The organism is Marinobacter alkalisoli (genome assembly GCF_045449855.1).
Lineage (GTDB): Bacteria > Pseudomonadota > Gammaproteobacteria > Pseudomonadales > Oleiphilaceae > Marinobacter.
This window is the reverse complement of the sequence record NZ_JBJJLC010000040.1, coordinates 1-2,715: the sequence shown is the minus strand read 5'-3', so window position 1 is coordinate 2,715 and position 2,715 is coordinate 1. Positions and strand designations below refer to the sequence as shown.

4 protein-coding genes are annotated in these 2,715 nt (G+C 51.1%); all 4 read right to left on the bottom strand.

What is annotated here, in order from left to right; genetic code table 11:
• Positions 1-571 precede the first annotated feature (571 nt).
• Positions 572-895 carry a DUF6678 family protein gene (locus ACJO5Y_RS15570; RefSeq protein WP_406988476.1) on the bottom strand — a complete coding sequence of 108 codons (324 nt, stop codon included), beginning with the start codon at positions 893-895 and terminating at the stop codon, positions 572-574.
• Between the two features lie 84 nt (positions 896-979).
• Positions 980-1,366: a hypothetical protein gene (locus tag ACJO5Y_RS15565; protein WP_406988475.1), complete on the bottom strand. Its 387-nt coding sequence runs from the start codon at positions 1,364-1,366 to the stop codon at positions 980-982.
• Between the two features lie 85 nt (positions 1,367-1,451).
• On the bottom strand, positions 1,452-1,775 hold the full coding sequence (locus tag ACJO5Y_RS15560; RefSeq protein ID WP_406988473.1) for a hypothetical protein: 324 nt from the start codon (positions 1,773-1,775) through the stop codon (positions 1,452-1,454).
• Between the two features lie 529 nt (positions 1,776-2,304).
• A partial coding sequence (locus tag ACJO5Y_RS15555) for a hypothetical protein (RefSeq protein WP_406988462.1) occupies positions 2,305-2,715 on the bottom strand: 411 nt, incomplete at its 5' end.

Genomic DNA, 2,715 nt, shown 5'->3' with positions numbered 1-2,715 from the left:
AGCCGCAATGTAGTAGACGTCGCCGTGACTGGCCTGGTTAGGAGTTTCCGGAATCAACGCAAACTCTGCCATTTTTGACACACAAGGTCCCAAACCCAGGTTGCCTAGAAATTAGAGCCCACTGCGGCTGCCCACTCTCTGTCATGAAGGAGACAACTCGGGTCCCGTTAGAAAGGCTCAACTGTATCTCGGGGATCGCACCAATTGTCTCTAAACCAGTAACCGTCGAGCCCAGCAACTTTTTTAACATGCTGGGCCACCGACGTGCCGAGCTATAGCTGCCGCCCAAGATGGATCGAGGCTTTTCGATTCGCCAGCTCCACTCAACCATGAGCGTAAAATTACCGCTCGGGTTACCAGTGGAGCCATCACGCAGATAAGTCGGTGACAGTTCACCCAACTCAACAAATATGGCAGAGCCATGACCAAGCCATACGTGATTTACAGGCAGACCTAACACGGCCTGCTTAAACTCGAGAAGCCCCAATTTTTCTCCTAACGCCCGCAGCATGCGCGGCTTTGGAATGAAGGCGAAGCCGCAATGGAAAAGACGTCGCCGTGCCTGCGATTGTTAGAGCCTCCGATACCCGATCACTCGCACAGAGGTCTCGTAAACTTCAATTTCAAATCCAATGTGACGGCAAATCTCTACAACCTCGGCTAAGGTTAGCCCTTCATCTTTAGCTCTCGGCTGCATTTCGCACCACTCTATGAATTTGTGCTCACCCAAGCGGAAATGATAGGCCCAATCGCCGTCCCAGCCATCTGGAGGATAGACACAACCATTAGTGGCCTGAGTTTTCCAGTAGGGAGCCCTTTGGCCATAGCCAGACATTATTTGCTGTAGCTCATTCCATTTAGTGTTATTGGCCAAACCCACAAGTTTCTGATTCATCATTAGCTCTAACGCTTGCAGCATGCGCGCCCACGAAATGAAGCCGAAGGCGCAATGTAATGGGCGTCGCCGTGCCTGCATTGGTTATGCATGAGCCCGCTCAAGGTACTGAATGACCGAATCAAATGTCGCCTCCAGTTCTTGCTTATCAATCGAAACAGTTGGAGGGCAGACCCGATTCTCTTTGAACTCGATAGAAACACGGTCTGAGCGCTTGGTAGCGGACGCGCTGATATCGTCCGTCGTTTCTCCATAGTTGAGAAACCATTCTACGGACATGGATCTCTCGTCCTGAACCCAAAGCAGGTCTCGCTTGAGTGCGTGAATGTAAGAAGGCAAGTAGGCCGCGGTGTCTACAGGGGTCAAGATCTGGCCTTGACTCCAAATCTCCACAATCCGCAAATTCGAAGCCCCATCCACATAGTTACCAACTTTGAACAGCAGCGATTCTAAATTACCGAATTTCTTCATAGCGATGTATAACGCCGCTCAGCACGCGCGGCTACGGAATGGAGGCGAAGCCGCAATGTAGTAGACGTCGCCGTGACTGGCCTTGTTAAATGCCGACACGCCGTGACCCGATATGAACGCCTTTTGCCGTGACGAAGCGATTGCCGGCATTGGTTTCAAGTTTGACGGTGGTGTAGCCGCCTTCTCTTTTCGCTACCGAAGCAGCCAATATAGTTGGGTTCCCCACAATTGGCATTTCTTCAACAATGTGTGAGTGATAACCGGAAAACGTGATTGCCTTTGCAATGAAGAAATTCTGACTCCAGTTTTCAGGATACTGGACGTTATAAACCAGCTCATCCTTGGCGGGGGTCTCTACGACTGACTCGATCTCTGAGTCATGCCAATGGATTTCATTTAAATTTTCCATGCTGGACCTGCCATTTAACGCTGAAATAAGCGGCGGCCCGACAGGGGCGTCCGGTGGACGGCCGCCAGGCCGGGAACGTACTTAATTGACTTGTTAAAGGATCTACCCGCCATGGTCCGCCATCGGTAACTTCTTGCACTTGGTGGCGTGCATTTCTATGTTTTTGATTTTGATGACGGCTTTGCAACCAACACAGCAAACTACTCTTCGATGGCCGCGCTCATGCTTGAATAGATTCCGTCGTCTGACAGCAACCCCGCAGTGTTTACAGGTTACATACTCTTCTGCACGCGCTGCCGCCTCGAGCTTCTGTTTCTTGTTGCGTCGCTGTTGCTGAGTTCGCCCACTCTTGAACTCCTGCGCTGCAGCCCGATTTACTGGACGACTCTTTGACAGGCCAAGTTTCACAAGTGGATGCATTACACAGCCCCTTTAACGCCACGATTCAGCGGCGACCTTTTTGTAGCGAAGCGGAGAAAAGGGCGTCCGGTGGAGGGCCGCCAGGCCCGGAACGAACTGGAATGATTGGTTATGTGCTCTCTCTGGCCAGCACGCTGTACGGTTCATAGCCTAAGTTAAACCAACGTTCCTCGAACTCAGTTTGCCGCGACTGAAAAGACTCTAAATGGATATCAGCCTCATGGCAAAGAACGAACTCAAAGTTTTTGCAGCGAAAAAAGAGGTCGCCTTTGCCCAGTGTGAAAGTCCCTCTTTCCTCAGCCTCCGACAGGAATGATGACAATTCCTCGGTGTTTATCGGTTGGTACTGCCACATGTCGTCGATCGAAAGGTTACAGTCCCAGCCAAAGGCAACATGAAGTTCCCGAATACCCTCTTTTGTGAGAAAAGCAGCAAGATAGCCAATTTCCTGCTGCAACTGTGGCTCGCTCAAAGGGCTGGTTCTGACCTCCATGGCTATAGTCCTTTTGCCACATAACGC